Annotated in this window: 21 protein-coding genes and 1 pseudogene; 11 read left to right on the forward strand and 11 right to left on the reverse strand. The window is 68.6% G+C overall.

Going from position 1 to position 19,069, the window contains the following annotated elements; genetic code table 11:
• Positions 1-11 precede the first annotated feature (11 nt).
• The 3 genes from MVA01S_RS03820 (at position 12) to MVA01S_RS03830 (ending at position 2,026) form a co-directional block, all read left to right on the forward strand.
• Positions 12-299 carry a hypothetical protein gene (locus MVA01S_RS03820; RefSeq protein ID WP_003929985.1) on the forward strand — a complete coding sequence of 96 codons (288 nt, stop codon included), beginning with the start codon at positions 12-14 and terminating at the stop codon, positions 297-299.
• Between the two features lie 91 nt (positions 300-390).
• Positions 391-1,722: an MFS transporter gene (locus MVA01S_RS03825; protein ID WP_003929984.1), complete on the forward strand. Its 1,332-nt coding sequence runs from the start codon at positions 391-393 to the stop codon at positions 1,720-1,722.
• Between the two features lie 55 nt (positions 1,723-1,777).
• Positions 1,778-2,026: a hypothetical protein gene (locus MVA01S_RS03830; RefSeq protein WP_110765592.1), complete on the forward strand. Its 249-nt coding sequence runs from the start codon at positions 1,778-1,780 to the stop codon at positions 2,024-2,026.
• Here MVA01S_RS03830 and MVA01S_RS03835 read toward each other — a convergent pair.
• Both MVA01S_RS03835 and MVA01S_RS03840 read right to left on the reverse strand, forming a co-directional pair.
• On the reverse strand, positions 2,009-2,770 hold the full coding sequence (locus MVA01S_RS03835) for a TMEM165/GDT1 family protein (RefSeq protein ID WP_040541020.1): 762 nt from the start codon (positions 2,768-2,770) through the stop codon (positions 2,009-2,011). The genes MVA01S_RS03830 and MVA01S_RS03835 overlap by 18 nt on opposite strands.
• Positions 2,771-3,248: 478 nt before the next feature.
• Entirely contained in the window at positions 3,249-3,617 is a 369-nt protein-coding gene (locus MVA01S_RS03840) for a DoxX family protein (protein WP_003929981.1), read from the reverse strand.
• A gap of 100 nt (positions 3,618-3,717) precedes the next feature.
• Between MVA01S_RS03840 and MVA01S_RS03845 the strand changes: the two genes are divergently transcribed.
• Positions 3,718-4,602 carry a sigma-70 family RNA polymerase sigma factor gene (locus MVA01S_RS03845; RefSeq protein ID WP_003929980.1) on the forward strand — a complete coding sequence of 295 codons (885 nt, stop codon included), beginning with the start codon at positions 3,718-3,720 and terminating at the stop codon, positions 4,600-4,602.
• Here MVA01S_RS03845 and MVA01S_RS03850 read toward each other — a convergent pair.
• Entirely contained in the window at positions 4,575-5,933 is a 1,359-nt protein-coding gene (locus MVA01S_RS03850; RefSeq protein ID WP_040541016.1) for an acetamidase/formamidase family protein, read from the reverse strand. The genes MVA01S_RS03845 and MVA01S_RS03850 overlap by 28 nt on opposite strands.
• 160 nt (positions 5,934-6,093) lie before the next feature.
• Here MVA01S_RS03850 and MVA01S_RS03855 point away from each other — a divergent pair, with 160 nt between their 5' ends.
• Entirely contained in the window at positions 6,094-6,627 is a 534-nt protein-coding gene (locus MVA01S_RS03855; RefSeq protein ID WP_003929978.1) for a molybdopterin-binding protein, read from the forward strand.
• Between the two features lie 28 nt (positions 6,628-6,655).
• On the opposite strand, the gene glnII is transcribed toward MVA01S_RS03855, so the two are convergent.
• From glnII to MVA01S_RS03870, 3 genes are read right to left on the reverse strand one after another with little or no spacing between them, the layout of a single operon-like run.
• Complete coding sequence (gene glnII / locus MVA01S_RS03860; protein WP_003929977.1) at positions 6,656-7,675, reverse strand: glutamine synthetase; 1,020 nt, start codon at positions 7,673-7,675, stop codon at positions 6,656-6,658.
• A gap of 34 nt (positions 7,676-7,709) precedes the next feature.
• Positions 7,710-8,714 carry an esterase-like activity of phytase family protein gene (locus MVA01S_RS03865; RefSeq protein ID WP_003929976.1) on the reverse strand — a complete coding sequence of 335 codons (1,005 nt, stop codon included), beginning with the start codon at positions 8,712-8,714 and terminating at the stop codon, positions 7,710-7,712.
• 3 nt (positions 8,715-8,717) lie between these two features.
• Positions 8,718-8,966, reverse strand: a complete 249-nt coding sequence (locus MVA01S_RS03870; protein WP_003929975.1) for a hypothetical protein — start codon at positions 8,964-8,966, stop codon at positions 8,718-8,720.
• 211 nt (positions 8,967-9,177) lie between these two features.
• On the opposite strand from MVA01S_RS03870, the gene MVA01S_RS03875 reads away from it, so the two are divergent.
• The 5 genes from MVA01S_RS03875 to MVA01S_RS03890 are packed head-to-tail and all read left to right on the forward strand — an operon-like array spanning position 9,178 to position 13,475.
• Positions 9,178-10,332 (forward strand): esterase-like activity of phytase family protein, encoded by a 1,155-nt coding sequence (locus MVA01S_RS03875; RefSeq protein WP_003929974.1) that lies wholly within the window; start codon positions 9,178-9,180, stop codon positions 10,330-10,332.
• A 37-nt stretch (positions 10,333-10,369) separates the two neighbouring features.
• Positions 10,370-12,058, forward strand: coding sequence for an AMP-dependent synthetase/ligase (locus MVA01S_RS03880; protein WP_003929973.1), 1,689 nt, complete (start codon positions 10,370-10,372; stop codon positions 12,056-12,058).
• A gap of 48 nt (positions 12,059-12,106) precedes the next feature.
• Positions 12,107-12,499 carry a hypothetical protein gene (locus MVA01S_RS03885; protein WP_003929972.1) on the forward strand — a complete coding sequence of 131 codons (393 nt, stop codon included), beginning with the start codon at positions 12,107-12,109 and terminating at the stop codon, positions 12,497-12,499.
• Positions 12,500-12,539: 40 nt separating this feature from the next.
• Positions 12,540-12,689 carry a hypothetical protein gene (locus MVA01S_RS31445; protein ID WP_003929971.1) on the forward strand — a complete coding sequence of 50 codons (150 nt, stop codon included), beginning with the start codon at positions 12,540-12,542 and terminating at the stop codon, positions 12,687-12,689.
• A gap of 12 nt (positions 12,690-12,701) precedes the next feature.
• Positions 12,702-13,475, forward strand: a complete 774-nt coding sequence (locus tag MVA01S_RS03890) for a DUF427 domain-containing protein (RefSeq protein ID WP_040540954.1) — start codon at positions 12,702-12,704, stop codon at positions 13,473-13,475.
• Positions 13,476-13,478: 3 nt separating this feature from the next.
• Here MVA01S_RS03890 and MVA01S_RS03895 read toward each other — a convergent pair whose 3' ends face one another.
• Positions 13,479-13,790 (reverse strand): GNAT family N-acetyltransferase, encoded by a 312-nt coding sequence (locus tag MVA01S_RS03895; protein ID WP_003929969.1) that lies wholly within the window; start codon positions 13,788-13,790, stop codon positions 13,479-13,481.
• Positions 13,791-13,815: 25 nt separating this feature from the next.
• Positions 13,816-14,052: pseudogene (locus tag MVA01S_RS03900) on the reverse strand (PaaI family thioesterase); the annotation flags it as partial.
• On the opposite strand from MVA01S_RS03900, the gene MVA01S_RS03905 reads away from it, so the two are divergent.
• Positions 14,013-15,374 carry an aminotransferase-like domain-containing protein gene (locus tag MVA01S_RS03905; protein ID WP_003929967.1) on the forward strand — a complete coding sequence of 454 codons (1,362 nt, stop codon included), beginning with the start codon at positions 14,013-14,015 and terminating at the stop codon, positions 15,372-15,374. The pseudogene MVA01S_RS03900 and the gene MVA01S_RS03905 sit on opposite strands and share 40 nt — an antisense overlap.
• Before the next feature lies 1 nt (position 15,375).
• Here the strand turns inward: MVA01S_RS03905 and MVA01S_RS03910 are convergent, their stop codons facing one another.
• From MVA01S_RS03910 to MVA01S_RS03920, 3 genes are all read right to left on the reverse strand, one after another.
• On the reverse strand, positions 15,376-16,884 hold the full coding sequence (locus MVA01S_RS03910) for a hypothetical protein (RefSeq protein ID WP_060941543.1): 1,509 nt from the start codon (positions 16,882-16,884) through the stop codon (positions 15,376-15,378).
• A 206-nt stretch (positions 16,885-17,090) separates the two neighbouring features.
• Positions 17,091-18,263 carry an alpha/beta hydrolase family protein gene (locus tag MVA01S_RS03915; RefSeq protein WP_003929965.1) on the reverse strand — a complete coding sequence of 391 codons (1,173 nt, stop codon included), beginning with the start codon at positions 18,261-18,263 and terminating at the stop codon, positions 17,091-17,093.
• The gene (locus tag MVA01S_RS03920; RefSeq protein WP_003929964.1) at positions 18,256-19,050 is read right to left on the reverse strand and encodes an SDR family NAD(P)-dependent oxidoreductase; all 795 of its coding nucleotides are present in this window, start codon (positions 19,048-19,050) and stop codon (positions 18,256-18,258) included. Before MVA01S_RS03920 ends, MVA01S_RS03915 begins: the two co-directional genes overlap by 8 nt.
• Between the last annotated feature and the right edge of the window lie 19 nt (positions 19,051-19,069).

Below are 19,069 nucleotides of genomic sequence, written 5' to 3' on the forward strand. Positions count from 1 at the left end.
AGGAGTTACCCATGAAGAAGTCCCTCGCCGCCGTCCTGATCCCGGTCGGTGCGGCGGTCGTGCTGGCCGCGCCTGCGCAGGCCGAAACGGCCGCCTCGACCATCAACCTGCTGCGGGCGCAGGGCCATGACGTGCGCATCAGCCGGGTGGGCAACGCTCCCCTGGATCAGTGCAGGGTCATCAGTGTGCGCAGCCTGCCGATCGTCAAGCAGCAGTTCCCGTTCGACCACGACGACGTCAACGTGTTCACGTTCAAGCACAGGCAGAAAGTGCACGTGGCGCTGAATTGCTCGGACTGATCCGGCCCCGGCAGGCGAAGCCGGCGGGGGCGGTCTAGGTTTGGATCCCGTGCCCGCGGCGACTCCTTCCCGATCCTCGTTCCCACGGGGCATGGCGCTGCTCGTCGCCGGCGCCATGTTCATGGAGATCCTCGACGCGACGATCATCGCCACCGCGATCCCGGCCATCGCCGCAACGTTCGGGGTGGCCCCGGTGGATGTCAACATCGCCGTCTCGGCCTATCTGCTCACCGTCGCGATCCTGATCCCGGCCACCGGATGGGCGGCCGACAGGTTCGGGATCCGGCCGGTCTTCCTCACCGCCATCGTGGTTTTCACGTTGGCGTCGGTGGGATGTGCTTTGAGTGCGTCACTTCCGATGCTGGTGGCCATGCGGGTGCTGCAGGGTGTCGGCGGCGCGATGATGGTGCCGGTCGGCAGGCTGGCCGTGCTGCGCTACAGCGACAAGGCCGACCTGGTCCGGGCGATCGCGCTGCTGACCTGGCCGGCGCTGACGGCGCCGGTGGTCGCCCCCGCGCTCGGTGGCGCGATCGCGACCTACGGGTCATGGCGCTGGATCTTCCTGATCAACATCCCGATCGGGATCGTCGGACTTCTGTTGGCTTTCAAGCTGATCCGCGGCGGTCCCGCCGCGCAGACCCGGCCGTTCGACTGGCGCGGCCTGCTGCTGCTCGGCGCGGGGATCGCCGCAGCGCTGCTGGCCCTGGAGCACATCCGGGTCAGCGGCACCGACTGGATGATGGTCGGCATCGGCGGAGCGCTGGCCGTCATCCTGCTCGGCGCGGCGATCTGGCATCTGCGACGCAGCCCGGCCCCACTGATGCGTCTGTCGGTGCTGCGGGTGCGCACGCTGCGCATCACGGTCTCGGGCGGCTCGCTGTACCGCCTCGTCATCACCGCGGTGCCGTTCCTGCTGCCGCTGTTGTTCCAGTTGGAGTTCGGGTGGTCGGCGTTCACCGCGGGCCTCATGGTGGCGGCGTTGTTCGTCGGCAACCTGACGATCAAACCGCTCACCACACCGTTGATGCGCCGGTTCGGGATCAAGCGCGTGCTTCTGGTCAACGGGCTGGTCTCGGTCGCCTGGTTCGGGGTGCTGGCCGCGCTGCAGCCCGGCACCCCGGTGGCGCTGATCGCGGTCGCGCTCTATGTCAGCGGCGCGCTTCGGTCGATCGGTTTCACCGCCTACAACAGCCTGGCGTTCGCCGATGTCGACGGCGACGAGCTCACCCATGCGAACACGCTGAACGCCACGGTGCAGGAGGTGGCCGCCGGCCTCGGCATCGCGGTGGCGGCGCTGCTGCTGACGGTGCTGACCTCGTTCTCGGGGGCGTTCGCCGCACTCGGCGTGCTGCTGGCGCTGACCCTGGTGGAGACTCTGCGGCTGCCGGGCGACGCCGGCAGGCACGTCAGCGGCACGCGGTGACTTTTCGCGCGCGCCTCCCGCAAAAGTCTCGACCACCACTTTAGCCTTGGGTGCCGTGACCACACTGGCCGAGCCGTCGCTGGCAGAACTGGATTTCGATCCGGAGATCCTGTGCACCTGCCGCAAGTTCTGTGGCCCGCTCGCCCACCCGGCGCAGTGGTGGGTCACGCTGTCGTGCGGGTGCCCCTATCCGATGTGCCGGCGCGCACTGCGCATCGCCAACGTCCGGCTGAAGGTGCGCCCGCTGGCCTGCCGGCACTGCGAGACCGACCAGATCGCGATCCGGTCAGTCGTGCCCATCTGAGACGCCCGAGCCCGCGGTGAGCGGGGACTGCTCGCCCTCCTCGGAGGTGCCTGACCCCGACGCCCCGGGCCGCAGCACCGGTGGCCGCAGTCGCTCGGGCAGGGCCCGCAGGATCGCGCCGAACCCGAGCACGAGCGCCAGCGCGACGACTGCGACGATGAGGACCGACGCCGACGGCAGCAGGTACTCCAACAGCATGTAGAAGCCGAAGACCAGGAACAGCGCCGCCGCGGTGATCTGGATGAACCGCTCGGGCAGGTGCTTGCCCGCCACCGCCCCGACCAGGATCGCCAGCCCGTCGGCGGCGACCATGCCCAGCGTGGAACCGATCCACACGCCCAGCCAGTCGCGGTCCGCGGCCAGCGTGATGGTGGCGAGCATGGTCTTGTCGCCGAGTTCGGCCAGGATGAACGCCGAGGTGACGACGAAGAAGGCCGGCGCGGTCGCCTTCGCGGCGCGCGACGTCTCGTCGTCGGTGAGGCTGTCGCCGCGCAGTGTCCACAGCCCGAAGACCACGAACATCGCGCCGGCGATGAGGCCGAGTAGATGGGTCGGCAGCGCTGCGCCGAGATAATGCCCGATGGCCACCGACAGCACGTGCACCGCGGTGGTGGCCACGGTGATCGCCGACAGCACCACCCACCAGCGGTAGCGCAGCGCGAACATCATCGCGACCAGCTGGGTCTTGTCACCCAACTCGGCGACGAAGATGACGGCGAAGCTCAACAACAGGGCGGCGAGCACCACAACTCCTCGGGGTCGGGGCCGGCCGCTCGGAGATAAACGCCTCCGGCCGGCAGCCCGAACGGGTCTGTACGGCCGAAGGTCTCGCCCACCGGTACAGGACCGGTCCGGACAACCGGGCCGCACAGCATGCCGCGCAGCCAGTATGTCGATTGCCGATTGGGGGGCTACTCCCCTTCGCTGCCAACACCGTACACAGCCGACCGCGCACTCGGCAACCCGCGCCTGGCGAATTCGACTCTCGCGCAATAAGTTTGGGAGCTCGACCGAGAAAGTTTGGGTACCCTCACTCGGTTGGGCGAGGCGCCTGATCCATGCCGCCGCCACCCCGAAACCAAGGACCGGCCGACAGTACCTTCAGCCAATTGCCGGTTTCAGTTGCCGCAAGGTTGCGCTGAACCGCACGACCGTCGACGCGATCCGGCCTGCTTCTGATGCACACCACGGCATTCACACCACAGCATTCACACCACAGCATTCACACCACGGCATCGGCGAAGTACGCGGTGGCCCCGACCGCCAACAGCAGGTAGGCGGCGGGAAAGGCGATGTTGTGGAACACCCGGGTGCGCAGGTGCGCCCCGACCGCGCCGACGAAGAACCCGACCAGGCCGACCGCGGCGGCCAGTCCCAGCCACGGCGCGGCGACCAGACCGAGCAGCAGGCCCAGCGCACCCGCCAGTTTCAGCGCTGCCAGATACGGGATCCACCGCGGCGCCACACCCACCTCCGCGGAGTTGGCCAGCACGAACTGCGCGCGCGCCAGGTCCGCGACGCCCACCGCCGCATTGGCGGCCGCGCAGAGGACCGTCACCGCGGCCAGTGCGGTGGCGGTAAGGCCGGTCACCGCCGCTGTCCCATCGCTATGCTCGTCATGTCGCCCTCCCGGATCGATCGTCGTTGTCCTCTCACCCCTGATGACGATCCGCACGTGTGAAAGGTGACCGGTGCCGGCTTTTCCTCTCTTCGAGCAGGAGCGGCCCCGACTGTTGTCGCTGGCGTACCGCCTCCTCGGTTCGGTGCACGACGCCGAGGATGCGGTCCAGACCGCGTGGGTCCGCATCGCGACCACGTCCGGCCCCCATATCGGCACCGAGATCAGCAACGTGCCGGCGTACCTCACCCGAGTGGTCACCAACGTGTGCCTGGACCAGATGCGCGAACGTCAGCGCCGAGGCCGGCTCACCGAGCGTGCCGAGCCGGCCGGGACCGAGACGTGGGCCGCGGACGAGGAGTTCCTGCGTCGCGAGGAGGTCGGCCGTGCGCTGATGGTCCTCCTGACCCGGCTCACCCCGGCGCAGCGGGCCGCCTACGTGCTGCACGACCTGTTCGCCGTCCCGTTCGAGGACATCGCCGGCATCCTCGACGGGACGCCGGCCGGCGCGAAGAAGCATGCCAGCCGGGCGCGGGCCCGGTTACGTCCCGACGTGACGGCGGCCGACGTCCCGGGTGACGCCGCCGACCGCGAGGTCGTCGAGGCCTTTCTGCGCGCCGCCGCGGGCGGCGACATGCTCCGGATGATCTCGCTGATGGCGCCGGAGTGTGTGCGTGTCGCCGATCCCGAGCTGCTGCCCGCGGGTACGCCGGCCACCGTGTCCGGGAGCACCGCGGTGGCCCGCGAGACACGTCTGTTCGCCGAGCGCATCCGGTGCCGGGTGCCGATCTGGCGCAACGGTGAGCTGGTCGATCTCATCGCACCGGGCGGTCACCCCCTGGCGGCGATCGAGATCCGGGTCCGCGGGGGCCTCGTCGAATGCGTCTCCATCTCCGCCGTCCGCGACGGCGATGTCCTGGCGGCCGCGAATCAGCTCTCGACGAAGTGGGACTTGTAAACCTGCCCGTGCACGCCGACGGTCCTGTCGACCACCTGCGAGACCGAGAAGTCCGCTGCCGCAGACAGATACGCGTAGGCAGTGGCGCGGTCCATGCCCTGGTCGGTCTCCAGGAAGTCGAGCGCGTTGACGACCGCGCGGCGCATCGCGACGTCGAGGTCGCTGCCCTGACCGCCGATCGAACCATCCGGGTCGGACAGTCCGATCGGCACCCACGCGTCGGCGGTCTCGCCGAACGGGTAGCGGTAGGCCACCGACGGGGCGTCACCGGAACCGGGCTTGCACACCGAGAGGCGGTAACTGCCGCGCAGCGAACCCTCCATCGCGGTGAGCGCGACCTCACCGTCGCCCATCGCCATGTGCGGATCCCCGACATAGAACAGCGCGCCTTCGGCGAACACCGGCAGATAGAAAGTGGCTCCTTCACCGAGCAGCCGGATGTCGATGTTGCCGCCGCCCACGGTCGGCGGAATGGAGTTCGCGGACGCCGCAGTGGGGTCGCTGTCCTGTGAGAAGGCCACGCCCATCATGCCCATGAAGGGGCGCAACGGAAATCGCACGCGGGCCGCTCCGTAGGACATGACACCGTGGCCGTCCTCGACCGCGGTGAAGGTCGACACGTTGCCGTATTTGGTCGGGTCGGGGTTGGGCCTGCCGTCGGTGGCCACCGGCGGCATGACCTCGGCGAGGCTGATACCGGCCGGGGCCTCCTTGTCCGCGGTGCGCGCCAGCGCGCCCTTGCCGTGTCTGCTCGACACCACGCCGTACGGCACCCGCGGAACCGCCTGCAGGATCTCGATTTTGAGCACGTCCCCGGGTTCGGCGCCCTCGACGAACACCGGCCCGGTGACCACGTGCGGGCCGTCCTTGTCGAAATTTCTCGGTGTCCGGTTGTATTCGGCGGCGATGGCGATGGCGTCCTGCAGCACATCGGCCTCCGACACGCCCTGGGCGCCGAAGTATTCGACCGGGTTGCGGCCCTGGTCCTCCAGAATGCCCTCGTGGCTGACCGCATCGATGGTCACGGTCTGGCCGGACCTCATCCGCAGCACCGGCGCCGCGTGCACGGTCGGCACGTAGCCCCACAGCACCTGGTCCGGCACCGACTGCAGGTAGTGGTCCCCGGTCGGCTCCCCCTCCCCGGGCTGCAGAATGGTGAAGTCCGCGGCAGCCGCGGTGTTGTCCGGCGAGTTCGCCGAGGACCCGGACGAGCACGCCGCCACCCCGACGACACCGGCACCCGCCCCGACGGCGGCGACAGCGCGGAGGAATTCCCGCCGGCCGAGCCCCGACCAGAGAGTTTCCACGGCTTCTCGAGCGAGTTCAGACAAGACCGGCACCTTTCACGCGCGTCACTGATTGACAGCCAACTGCGCGTGAGGTTTCCCGCCGCGTGTTTCCGGTCCGAAACCGGTGTGCTAACTCCTTGTTGCCATGCCAGGCCGAATCTCGGCCAGCCGGGCGCGTCCCGCCCCTCGCCATGATGAGGGGATGTCCACAATTCTGGGCCGCAGGTACCTGCTGCTGACGGTGACCGCGCTACTCACGGTCGCGGCCTGTGTGTGTCCGGGCGCGCGCGCCGACCACCCCTCAGTGCCGACGCACGCGCCCGTCGTCGTCTCGGGCGACGTCGACGTACCCCGCAATTGGGCCCTCGAAGAACTGCGCGACCTGCCCGGCCGCACCGAGACCGTCACCTTCCAGACGCACGCCGGACCCCGGACACACACCTACACCGGGTGTCTTCTCGACTCGGTGCTTGCCGCCGCGAAACCGCACGGCCGTGCCGGCCAAACAAACCCGCTGCTGCCGGTGGCGGTCGTGGTCACCGGTGCAGACGGGTACACCGCGACGCTGTCCTGGGCCGAGACCGCCCCCACCGTGTCACCCAAGCCGGCGATGCTCGCCTTCTCCGAGGACACCCGCGTTCTCGATCGGCCCAGGCTCGTCGTCCCCGCAGATCTCGTCGGCGCACGGTACGTCACCGACGTCGTGGCGCTGCGGGTGGTGAACCTCGCGGCCTGACCGCTCCCCCGCCGCCCGGTCGACAGCATCAGGCCAGGCCGGCTTTCTCCAGCGCCGTGGCGCAGGTGTCCACGATCAGCCGGGTCACCACGTACGGGTCGACGTTCGCGTTCGGACGCCGATCCTCGATGTACCCCTTCTGTTCCACCTCGACCTGCCACGGAATACGCACCGACGCACCGCGATCGGAGACGCCGTAGCTGTACTTGTCCCAGGGCGCGGTCTCGTGCGCGCCGGTCAGCCGGGCCTCGACCCCGATCCCGTAGTTGGTGATGTGCTCCAGCGGCTTTCCGTCACGTCCCAGCGCCTCGGCGGCTTCGATGACCGCGTCGTAGCTCTCGCGCATCTTCCTGGTGGAGAAGTTGGTGTGCGCACCGGCGCCGTTCCAGTCCCCCTTGGCCGGTTTGGGATCCAGCGTGGCCGAGAGTCCGAAGTCCTCGGCGGTCCGGTACAGCAGCCAGCGCGCCACCCACAGCTGATCGGCGACGTCCAGCGGCCCCAGTGGTCCGACCTGGAACTCCCACTGCCCGGGCATCACCTCGGCGTTGATACCCGAGATCGCCAGACCGGCTGCCAGGCAGTTCTCCAGGTGTTTCTCCACGGTCGGGCGCCCGCTGATCTCGTCGGTGCCGACGCCGCAGTAGTACCCGCCCTGGGGAGCCGGGAAGCCTCCGTCCGGGAAGCCGAGCGGGCGGGATCCCTTGAAGAAGGTGTATTCCTGTTCGATGCCGAAGAGCGGTTCCTGAGCGGCATGCCGCTCGGCGACCTCGCGCAGCGCGGCGCGGGTGTTGGACTCGTGTGGGGTGTTGTCGGTGTGGAACACCTCACACAGCACCAGAACGTCGTCGCCTCCGCGGATCGGGTCCGGGTACGACGCAACGGGCTGCAACACCCGGTCCGAGGCGTGGCCTTCGGCCTGGTTGGTGCTGGATCCGTCGAAGCCCCAGACCGGCGGCTCGCTGCCGGTGGCCAGGATCTTGGTCTTCGACCTCAGTTTGGCCGTCGGCCGGGTGCCGTCGAGCCAGATGTATTCGGCTTTGTACGTCATGGTTTTCGTTCTCCTTTGTGTGTCATCGCTGCTGTCACAGTGCGAATGCCAGGAATTGAGAGATCTGCCGGTCCGAGAAGTTGTCGTCGCTGACGAGCACCATGGACCGACGACCGTCGGGAAGTACGGGTCCGAGGGTGAGGCCCTCCACGTTGTCGGGTGTGCCGAGTGCCGGGATCGCGGCCAGGTCGGCGACGGGCCGTTTCGGCAGCGGCGGTACCGATGACGGCACGGAGTCGAACCCCGAGATGTCGGTCGCCCCGGTGAGGTCGGCGCGGAACAGGCGGACCTGCAGCTTCAACTTCCTGCTGCCCGCGCGCTCCATGACCAGGAGGACATCATCGGACACTGCCACGATGTCGGAGACGCCGTTCCCCTCGGTCCCCGGCGGCGCAGATTCGACTTGATAGCCGTACTGCGCCACCGGTTTCCGGCACTCCACATCGAACTTGGTGATCCGGATCAGCGCACCACCGCCGGCATGTGCCCGATCTCCGTCCTCCCACAGCGGATCCTCCATCGCCGCATAGAGAAAGCGCCCGTCCGGCGAAAGCGCCAGACCTTCCAGCGAACCGTTGGGTCGTGCGCCACGACGCTGATCCCGGGACAGTGTGAGATTCCCGGGCAGACAGAACTCCCCACGGTGACCGCCGTCGAGTCCGGCGATCCTGATCCACGGGTCCAACGTGTTGAAGCCCTCCGAGGACCAATACAGCTGCTGCCGTGCGACATCGAAGGCGATTCCCTCAGGATCGGGCGCGATCACCGCCGGCTGGTGGTCCGGGTCGTCCCTGCCGAAGGGCTTACCCGAGACGTCCAGCAGCGACTGGACGTCGACAATCTTGACATCGCGAATACCACTGACAGACAGTGCGATACGGACAGTGTAGAAGCGTGCGCTTCCGCGCACCGACCTGTCGTCGCAGATCACATAGTAGAGTCTGCGATCCGGGTCGTAGGTGATGCCCGAAAGACCGCCGACGACTGTGCCGTCGAATGTCGTCCCGTGGGGCAACGTCTTCTGGCCCAGGAACTCCATGCGTCACAACCGGTACATCTCGCGCGCCATCGCAGCCGAGTCCATGTAGTCGGTGCGCCGCGGCGGGTACCGCTTCTTCGACGAACTCTTCGGCAAATCGCCACCGGATCGCAGCCGTGCGCTCCGCACGCGGCGGAGCCGGGCGAGGAAGCCCTCGGGGGTGGCACTCGTGCGGGTCTGCGGTTCAGCGGAGACGGGAATGCGCAGAAAGGACGCACTGGCCCCGAACTGTGTGTCGATACTCGGTGTCACGCAGCAAGCGTCCAAGTGCGCGCACTCGACAGCTAGGCCGCGAATATCCTAGGAGGATTTCCACTACCCCTGCCCGCCTTGATGATTGCCGACCGCCAGGGTGGCAGTACCTGGCCTAGTAACACCGGTGCCTTCCAGCCGTGGGTCGACAAGCCTTGACTCTGTGTCGGACACGCCCACTTTCTCCCCGACGATCTCCGGAGGCCGACACATGGTTCGCAGCTTCAGCCGGGCGCGGACGCCGTGGACTCTCGCAGCCGCCGCCGTGCTTCTGGCTGGATGCACGGCCGGGCAGGCCGGCGACGACTCCTCGCGCAGGCCGACGGAGTTCACCCATCTCGGAACCACCGAACTGCCGCACCGGCAGGTCCACGAGGGCACCACGGTGGGCGGGCTGTCGGGCATCAGCTACGACGCCGAACGCGATGTCTACTACGTCATCAGCGATGACCGCTCGGCCCACGGCCCGGCGCGGTTCTACACCGTCGACATCGATTTCACGGCCGACGGCATAGCCGCCCAACTGCGCGACAGCACGGCGTTGTTGGACCGGACCGGCGCCCCGTTCGCCGCGCTGCAGCCCGACGCCACCCCGCCGGTGATCCCGCCCGACCCCGAGGGCATCGCGTACGACACACGCAGGCAGCAGATCTACTGGAGCAGCGAAGGCGCACGAGATCTCGACGACCCCACGCGAGCACTGCTGCTGGATCCCTGGGTGCGGCTTGCGACTCTCGACGGCGCTTTCCGCGCTCAGCTGCCGCTGCCGCCGATATTCACGATGTCGGCCGGGGAATCAGGTCCACGGGAGAATGTGACCCTGGAAGGCCTGACGCTCACCCCCAGTGGCCGTTACCTTTTCGCGGGCATGGAGGGCCCCGGCCACCACGACGGCCCGTTGCCCACCGAGCAGAACGGCGCGTTGGCCCGGGTGATCCGGTTCGACCCGGAAAGCGGGACACCGTCCGCGCAGTACGCCTACCCCCTGGACCCGGTGAGCGCGGGACCCGGTGGCGACAACGGACTCTCGGACCTGGTCGCACTCGACGACGAAAACTTCCTGGTGATCGAACGCGGGTACGCCGATCACTCGGTGGCCCGCATCTACCGCGCGAGCACCTCGGGGGCCGAGGACGTCAGCAACCGGCCGTCACTGACCGGGCCTGCACCCAGAACGATGACGAAGGAACTGCTCGTCGACCTCGTCCGGGTACCGCAGATCCGCCGTCTGGACAACATCGAGGGGATCACGCTGGGTCCCACGCTTCCCGACGGCCGGCCGACCGTGGTGCTGGTGACCGACGACAACTTCAGCGAGAAGCAGACCACCCAGTTTCACGCATTCGCCGTGGACACCGCCGCCTGAACGGCGAACCCGATCCCCACACGAGAAAGATCCGCTCATGACCGCCCTGGACAGTTCACCGATTCCGCTCTACACCGACATGTTCGAGCACGGTCCCGGCCGGCACGTCGAGGCCGAGGTGCCGACGGTCACTGAGGCGTTCCTGTCCCAGGTCAACCGGCGCGGGAACGCGCCGGCCATCCTGGACGAGCGGCTCGATGTCGTCCTCACGTGGCGCCAGTACGGGATGGCCGCACGGCGTGCTTCGGCCGGTCTGCGGGCCATCGGGCTGCGCCGGGGCGACAACGTCGGCCTGCTGCTGACCAACCGGCCCGAGTTCCACGTCGCCGACATCGCCGTGCTGTTGGCCGGGGGCACACCGTTTTCCCTGTACCAGTCCTCGGCCCCGGAACAGTTGGCCGAGATCCTGTCCGGCTCGGTGTGCCGCGTCGTCATCACCGAGCCACAGTTCGAGTCGAGGGTGCAGGCCGCGCTGAGACTCGTCGACGCCCCCGCGCCGTGCGTCGTCACCGTCGGAACGAGTTCGTGGGCGGAACTGGTGTCCGCGGAGCCTGCCGAGCCGGACCCCACCTGTTATGCCGGCCTGTCCACGGCGTCGCCGTCCGACCTCGCCACGGTGAGCTACACCGCCGGCACCACGGGCGCCCCGAGAGGCGCCGAACTGACCCACCACGCCGTCATGACCACCGTTACGCACCTCGCGAAGGACCTCGGCGTGCGTCCTGGCATGCGGTCCATCTCGTACCTGCCGATGGCGCACATCGCCGAACGCATCGGCAGCCACTACCTCCCGATGATCACCGGTTCCAGCATCGTGTGCTGCCGCGACGCGGCACGTCTGGTGCCGGTGCTGGGCCATACTCAGCCAGAGATCTTCTTCTCCCCGCCCCGGCTGTGGGAGAAGCTCAAGGCAGCGACCGTCCGGGCTGCCGAGGCGGGTGTCGACCCTGAGCTGATCCGCCGCGCGATCGGCCTCGGGCACACCGAGATCGCACTTGTCGGTGCGGCGGCGTGTCCGCCTGACGTGGTCGAGTATTTCCGGTCGATCGGTGTCCCGTTGCGCGAGAGCTACGGGATGACCGAAACGGCGGGCGTGGTGTCCATCTCCGCACTGGACGACGCCGGCTGCGTCGGTAAGCCTCTGCCGCACAACGAAGTCCGTGTCGGTTACGACGGCGAACTGTTCGTCCGCAGCGCCTCGATGATGGTGCGCTACCGCGACTCGCCGGAGGCGACGAACCGTGTACTCGACGCGCAGGGCTGGTTGCGCACCGGCGATGCCGGCCGGATCGACCACGACGGCAGGATCTGGATCCTCGACCGCAAGACCGATCTGATCATCAACAGCAGCGGAACGACTTTGTCCCCGGCCAACATCGAGGCCCGGCTGCGTGATGCCGATCCACTGATCGAGCACGCCTGCGTCATCGGCAACGGCCGGCCTTACAACGTGGCGCTGGTCGTGGTCGACCCGGCGCGCGCGGCGCAGCACCCGACCGGCGATGCCCTGACGGCGGCGGTGCACGCGCACATCGAACGGGTGAATCAACGGCTGTCGCCGGCCGAGCAGGTCAAGCGGTTCGCTCTGCTGGACAAGGCATGGCTGCCGGATTCCGACGAACTCACCGTGACGATGAAGCTCAAGCGGCGGGCGATCGAACACAAGTACGCCGGCCAGATCGACGCACTGTACGCAGCGCCGTTGGCGGGTCCGATCGGGCGGTGAGGTCTACCGTGGGGAGCGCCCGTTCCCCGCGTCGCCCGGAGGATCGCCATGCCGTCAGCCGACAGTCGTCCGTCAACGTGGCCCTGGCTGCTGGCCTCACGCGTTTTCGCGGTGCTGACCGTCGCGGTCGTGGTCGTGCTGTTCGGCACCGCGGGCCGGCTCGTCCAGGCCCACCAGCTCGAGGACTTCCACGGCGCGGCGGCGATCGCGCTGCATGTCGTCTCGGGGGGTCTGCTGGTGGCGCTGGCCGGGTTGGCCTACGAGCGCAGGCGCGGCTGGTGGGCCGCCGCGCTGGCCTGCGCGCTGTTGGTGTACTCCTTCGTGCAGGCGGCGCTCGGGGAGAGCGAGATGCTGTCCCTGCACATACCGGGCGCGCTGGCCGTCTCCGCGGCCACGTTCTGGCTCACGGCGTGGCTGTTCTTCGGCTGGCGGGATCGCTGAGGTGGTTTCACCGCGCAGCGATCGGACAATCCCGTCAGACATGGAACCCGAGAATGCCGCCACTCCGGAAGACGCCTCCGAGGCCACCGAGGAACAGCGCGAACTGCAGGAGCAGCTGGACCATCAGGACGACGACCCGGACGCGCCGGCGCGGGGGCAGACCTACCGCCAGGTTCCCGGCGAGAACTGAGGGACCGGCACTGTGAGCGCCTCAGACCAACCAAACTATCCGCCGCCGGCCGCGGAGCGGGGCCGGGTCGAACCGGTGCCGCGTCGGATCCGCGGTTATCTCGGCACCGAACTGGTCTTCGACACCACCGCGGCGCGGTACGTGTGGGAGGTCCCGTACTACCCGCAGTACTACGTTCCGCTGTCGGACGTTCGAGCCGGGTTGCTGCGCGACGACGAGCATCCGCAGCGGGTGCAGTCCGGCCCGTCCCGATTGTTCTCGGTGGTCGCCGGCGGGCGCACCGCCGACGGGGCGGCCCGAGTGTTCGACGACGGGGACGGCCCGGTCGCCGGGCTGGTGAAGTTCGACTGGGATGCCCTGACGTGGTTCGAAGAGGACGAACCCGTCTACCAACATCCGCGCAACCCGTACGCGCGGGTGGACGCGCTGCGTTCCCACCGCCACGTCGTGGTCGAACTGGACGGGGTGCTGCTCGCCGATACCCGCAGCCCGATCCTGCTGTTCGAAACCGGCTTGCCGACAAGGTATTACATCGACCAGACGGACGTCGCCGCCGAGCATCTGGAGCCGTCGAACACCCAGACCGTGTGCCCGTACAAAGGGGTCACCTCGGCCTACTGGTCGGTGCGGACCGGCACCGGACTGCACGCCGACCTCGCGTGGAGCTATCACCACCCGCTGCCCGCGGTCGGCGCGATCGCCGGCCTGGTCGCCTTCTACAACGAGAAGGTGGACCTCACCGTCGACGGCGTGCGACTGCCGCGGCCGCAGACCATGTTCGGGTAGGCCTCACACCCGGTCGGTGATGCCCGCGTACTCCGGGTGCTTGTCGATGTACTCGGCCACCATCCAGCAGGTCGGCACGATGCGTAATCCCTCGTCCCGGGTGACGCGCAGCGCCTCGGCGACGAGAATCGTTGCTAGTCCGCGTCCTTGGAACTGCGGCGACACCTCGGTGTGCGGGAAGACCCGTCGCCCGTCGTTGTCGTGGTAGTCGGCGAGGCCGACCGCTCGGCCGTCCACCTCGATCACGAAGCGTCCGGGTTCCCGGGTGACGGTGGTGGCGGCCCCGGTGCGGTCGGGCGGCGTTGCGGCACTCATCACTCCACGATAGATCCGCTGTCGGTCACCGCCCCCTGGCCGCGTCACCGCGCAGCGTCATCACCGTGCTGGTGACGGCCGCGGCGACCTTGCCGTCGGCGCGCACCACCTCACAGCTGTAGTGGGTGATCGTCCTGCCGCGGTGCGTGGACCACGCCGATGCGGTCAGGGTGTCCGCCCAGACCGGGCGCAGGAACGCCGCGCGGATGTCGATGCTGGTGAATGTCTCGCCGGGCTGCATCAGCGTGGCGCATCCACCGCCACGTCGAGGTGGCCGACGATCTCGCCGCGCAGATCCGCGCCGGTGCGTTGCCGGCGGGCACGCGGCTGCCCACCCACCGCTCGCTGGCCGAGAAGCACGGCATCGCGGTGGCCACGGCGACCAAGGTGTACCGCCTGCTCACCGACGCGGGCCTGGTGGTCGGCGAGCCGGGTCGCGGCACGTTCGTGCGGGATCTCAGCGGGTTCACCGGCCTGGAACCGCTGCGTGCGACACCGGCGCGGCGGGTGGCGGACCTCTCGTTCAATCAGCCGCTCGCCGCGGGCCAGGGTGACCGGCTGCGGCGCGCGTTACGCGAACTCGCCGCCGAGGGGGATCTCTCCGCACTGCTGATGCAGGAACCCCCGGGCGGACGCTCGCGCGGTCAGGCGGCGGTGGCGACCTACCTGCTCGGCCACGGCATCGACGTCCCTCCGCAGCGCGTGGTGCTGACCGCCGGCGGCCAGCAGGGGCTCGACGCGGTCCTGGGTGCGGTGACCCCACCGGGGTCGGTCGTGGCCGTGGATGCGTTGACCTATCCCGGCGTGAAGCTCGTCGCTGCCGCGCGCCGTCTGGACCTCGTGCCGGTGCCCGTCGACAGCTCGGGCATGGACCTCGACCACCTCGAGCGTCTCTGCGCCCAGCGGCCGGTGTCGGCGGTGTATTGCACTCCGACACTGCACAATCCGCTCGGTTTCGTACTCGGCGCAGCGGAGCGCCTGCGGCTGGCGGCGCTGGCCGAACGCCACGATCTGGCGATCGTCGAGGACGGCGTCTACGCGTTCCTGGCACCTGGAACCTCGCCGGTGGCGACGCTGGCCCCGGAGCGCACCTTCTATGTGGGCTCGCTGTCGAAGAATCTGGCCCCGGGGCTGCGGTTCGGGTTCGTGGTGGCCCCGCAGCATCGGCGCGAATCGCTGATCCGGACGCTGCGCGCGGGCAGTTGGGGTACCTCGACGGTCGCGGTGGCGCTGGCCGTGCGGTGGTTGACCGACGGCACGGTCGAACAATTGGAGGTGTCGCGGCGCGACGACGCCCGGCATCGTCAGCAGCTGGCCCGCGCGGAACTGGCCGCACTCGGCTACAGCGGGCACCCGAGCTCCTACATCGGGTGGCTGCCGCTGCCCGAGGAGGTGCGCAGCGACGTCCTCGCCCGCCAACTCGCCGAAGCCGGAATCCTGGTGACGACGGCCGACGCGTTCGCGACGACCAAAAGTGTCCCGAACGCGATCCGGCTCGCGCTGGCCACCCCGGACGAGCCCGATCTGGTGGGCGCACTGCGCGAGATCGGCCGGCGCATCCGCCTGCACCTGCCCTCGGCGTGACTCAGGCAGCCTCCCGGTCGCGGGCCGGGCGTGCGTCCGAATCCCGCTTGGCATCAGTGCGTTCCGCCCCATCGGACTTCACCCGGTCGTCGCGCTTCGCACCATCGGATTTCACACCGTCGCCGGTGCGCGGCTTCGCCGGGGTTTCCGTGCGTTCGTCGTTGGCTCCGGGGTTCTTCGAGGCGACGTCACCGCTGCCGTCGACGTGTCCCCTCCGCACGTCGTCGGCCCGCGGTGACGTCGCCTCGATACCGCCCGTAGACGACTTCTCCGCATCCGCCGCGGTTTCCCGCACCAAGTCGGGTGCCTCGGTCTCGGATCGCCTACGCGGGTCCTCCGTCCCCGACCCGTCCTCGTCGCGGGACAGTGCGCTCTTCTCGGCGGTCGTCTTCTCAGCGGTGGTCGACTCGGCAGTGGTCGACTCGGTGGCCGGCTCCGTGGAGCCGGGGATCCCCGGAATCTGGGTGCCCGGGTTGGTCGGCCCGGGGCGCGTGGCTCCCGGCGGGACCGGGACCAGCGCCGAGCACAGGCCGCACTGGGTGCCCAGCACGAACGGATTGAACGCGGTGTTCAGCCCGCGGATGAAGCCGGTGATCGTGTTGACGATCATCGTCAGGCTGGGCAACCTGATCCGGCTGAAATCCGGTGTCTCGGTGAGTGAGTCGAAGAAGTTCTGGAACGGTGTGCCGAGGTTGAGCCTGAAGTTCTGCTCAGACCAGGATTCGGTCTCGCCGTCGGGATCCTTGATGTCACACAAGCCGTCAGACGAACAGGTGACCGGATTCTCGACTTCCGGGAAGGTGTAGCCACCCGGGGAGAAGAGATCCACGATGTGGCCCACGTTGAACATCTTCGACAGGATCTGGTCGGGATGATCACACCCTCCGGTGTTGATACCGGCGCACCCCACGTCCATCGGCAGCTGCGACGCTGCCACGGTCGCCAGGATGTTGCCCAGCCCCACCGACAGTGCGGGGAACGGCAGCAGCACGTTGACCAGCGACTGGTATCGGGCGATGTCGGCGGCGTCGGTGCCCAGGACGTTGAAGGGGTGATACACCCACCAACTGCCGCCGAAGTCGAGGTCTGCCGTCAGCCCGACCACCTCGGTCTGGTTCAGGTCCACGCCGTCTCGGGAGTTGACGAAGGCGAATCCGCTGTCCGGCCGGTCGCCGAGGTTCACGTCGCCCTGCCCGAGCGCGTTGAAGAAGTTGTAGGGCACGTTGGCCAGCGCGATGAACAGGTTCGCCGGGATGTTGAAGATGCTCGGCGCCGACTCCGCGAGGGCTTGGGGCTCCTGGGGTGTCTGCGCCGCACTCGAGGGCCGGCACAGCGCCGTGACGGTCGGGTCGCAGGACTCCACGGTGGCCACGGCGGTGAGGGTGACGTCGATTCCGGCGGTCCGCACCTGGCCCGGAGGCGCGGTGACCGGGGCGACCGCGATGGCGCCTGCGCCGAGCAGCGCGATGCCCGCGCTGACGATTGGTCGGCACAATGGCATCGGCGGCATCGGTACCCCTCCTCCGACGAATGCGAACGGCGAACAAGGTCGAAGATAACCAGCAATCTCCAAGATCACAGCAATCTACCGCCGAATAATTCAGCATTTCTTCAAGATCATTACTTACTTCAGTTCAGAGCAGGTTTTTAACAGCGCTAATAATTGCAGACAAGTATTATCCAGCAAGTTCGATATTGACGCTTGTGAAATGTCTGTCAGGGCGTGCAGCTATCGGGTGAATCGCCGTTCATCACGGCGTCCACGAAATTCTGCATGTCCGTCACCGACGGGGCGATGACGCCACGATGGTCCTGCCCGGGATAGACCCGGTAGTCGACCGCGGCGCCGTTGGCGCATAAGGCCTTCGCCAACTGGTCGACCCCGGCCGGGGACACCGCGGCGTCGGCGGTGCCCTGCACGAGCAGCACTGGCACCCGCGGGGTGAGCCGGACCGGGTCCTGACGGTCGAGGTAGGCGCGCAGCCCACCGAGGTCCGCCTCGGGCGCCAACACCTCAGACGCCGGCACGGTGGGGACGGCGTCGATCTGGGCCACGCACTCGGTACGGGCCGCGGTCAGCAGCGGACGCGCTTGGCTGGTGAAGATCGCGTCGGGGTCGACCGACGGATCGACCACCGCCGCGCCGAGCACCAACAACGGCAGGAATCGTTGGGCCGCCTCGACTTCGGGACGGCCGGCGCGGAGGAGGTCGACGGCCTGGCCCATGTCCACCCCGCCCGGCGCAATCGACACCACCCCTGCGAGCGTGAGGTCGGGGGCGCGGTCCTGGCCGTCCTGGGCGGTGAACAGCACCGCCTGCCCACCCTGGCTGTGGCCGATGGCCAGCCATTCGGTACCGATTCCGGAGTCGAGATGTCTTGCCGCCCGGACGATGTCGGTGACCGTGTTCGCCTCGCTGACGCCGTCGACGTAGGGATGTCCGCCGGGGGTGCCCAACCCCTGGTAGTCGGTTTGGACGACGGCGAAGCCGCGTGTCAGCCAGCTGTCGAGCATGGGGCGGACCACGCTGACGTAGTCGTGCACCAGGCCGTCGGCGGTGTCGGCCGACGGGGCGCAGGTGTCGGCGTAGCCGGTGGTGCCGTGCGCCCAGCTGATCACCGGCCAACCACCCTCCGGCGGCGCGGTTTTCGGGACTGCGACGGTGCCCGACACCACGATGGGTTCGCCGTGCGAGTCGTCGGAGACGTAGGTGATCAATCGGGTTTCGGCGGCACTGGGCAGTGCCGCGGCGGTGGTCAGCGGACGGGCGGTGAGCAACTGCCCGGCACGCAGTTCCGGTTCAGGTTCAGGTTCGGCCGCAGTCGAACATCCGGTGAGCAGCAGAAGTGCCGCCACCCCGGCCAGCCAGGACCGGGCCTGGTCAGTCACCGAGCAACTTCCGCCGGCTGGCCGCGATCGGACTCTGGGCGGTCAGCCCGCCGTCGAGCACCAGGGTCTGGCCGGTCATGTAGCGGGATTCATCGGACGCGAGGTAGACCATCGCCCATCCGATGTCCTCCGGGGCGCCGATCAGGTCCAGCGCATTGTGGCTGCGGATGTCGGCGATCGTCTCTGCCGGCAGATTGTTCTCCAGCGCGGGCGTCATGATGGCGCCCGGTGCGACCGCGTTGCAGCGCACACCATTTCGTCCGTACTGGGTGGCGATGTACTGGGTGAGCCGGATGACGGCGGCTTTGGCCGCACCGTAGGCGCATTGCAGGGTGTCCCCTGCCAGGCCGGCAACGGACACGGTGTTGATGATCGAACCACCCCCGTCGGCGATCATGTGCGGCAGCGCCAGGCGGGAGGCGACCACGGTGCTGCGCGCGTTGAGCGCCATCGTCCTGTCCCACTCGGCAAGGTCGAGATGCAGGAGGTCGAGGTCCTTGCGGGGATTGCTGCCGCCGACGTGGTTGCAGAGCACGTCGATGCCGCCGAACTCGGCGACGGCGGAATCGATCATCGCCGCGATCGAATCCTCGTCGAGCACGTCCACCGCGATGCCGACTGCGCCCTCGCCGATCTCGGCAGCAGTCGCGGCGGCGGCGTCGGCGTCGAGATCGGCGATCAGTACCCGGGCCCCCTCGGCGACCATCAGCTCGGCGGCGGCGCGCCCGATGCCACTGGCGGCGCCGGTGATGACGACCCTCTTGTTTTCCAGACGGTTTCCCGACATTGGCTCACCCGTCGTTTCG

The sequence above is a fragment of the Mycolicibacterium vaccae NBRC 14118 = CIP 105934 genome (assembly GCF_001552715.1).
Lineage (GTDB): Bacteria > Actinomycetota > Actinomycetes > Mycobacteriales > Mycobacteriaceae > Mycobacterium > Mycobacterium vaccae.